Source organism: Pseudoalteromonas porphyrae (assembly GCF_001298125.1).
In the GTDB taxonomy this organism is placed as follows: domain Bacteria; phylum Pseudomonadota; class Gammaproteobacteria; order Enterobacterales; family Alteromonadaceae; genus Pseudoalteromonas; species Pseudoalteromonas neustonica.
In genome coordinates, this window is sequence record NZ_LHPH01000078.1 from 1 (window position 1) to 686 (window position 686).

The 686-nt window shown below is 39.4% G+C and carries 2 protein-coding genes; one reads left to right on the forward strand and one right to left on the reverse strand.

The features are described from left to right. Window positions 1-456 (forward strand): IS30 family transposase (locus ADS77_RS21240; RefSeq protein ID WP_235575845.1); only part of this gene is annotated, 456 nt, incomplete at its 5' end. Window positions 457-521: 65 nt separating this feature from the next. Here ADS77_RS21240 and ADS77_RS21245 read toward each other — a convergent pair. Then, on the reverse strand, window positions 522-686 hold a 165-nt coding region (locus ADS77_RS21245), incomplete at its 5' end, for an ATP-binding protein (protein WP_161803898.1).

The following is a 686-nucleotide window of genomic DNA, read 5'->3' on the forward strand; positions in this document are numbered from 1 at the left end:
TACTATCGATTCAATAGTGGCGAAAGCTGCCGATCCATTGGTAAGCTATTAAATCGACACCATACAACTATCATGCGTGAAGTTAAGCGAAATAAGCCACCCTACTATGATTATTTCGATGAGGCAGCGCACGAAAAAGCGATGGCAAGAAGGAAGGTCGCTAGGCATGCAAGAAAAAGAAACAATAAGGCACTGTACGAGCTTGTGCAGAGTAAAATAGCAATGGGATGGTCTCCAGATGCTATAGCAGGTCGGCTTAAGAAGGATAACCCGTCAGATGAATTAATGTATGTCAGCCATGAAACAATCTATCAATGGGTGATTAAGGATTTTAAAGCAGGTGGAGAGCTATACAAAGACTTAGCTAAGAGGCATAAAAAAAGACGTAAACAACGTAAATATGGCGATTTACGTGGGCAAATTAAGAATAGAGTAAGTATTTGCGTATTCTCATGACTTTGATCACCGATTCTCATCAGCTTTGATCACCTGATTTATCATTTTGTAGAGCCGTTTTTAAATTAGCTTAACTGATCATCATCAGTCAATTTATTTAACTGTTTTCGTATCGATTCTCCTTTTAAGTTCAACTTAATCGAACCATGAATTAGCCTATCTAAAATGGCGTCAGCATGGGTTGATTCTCCGATCATCTCATGCCAGTTTTCCTGCGGGAGCTGACTTAT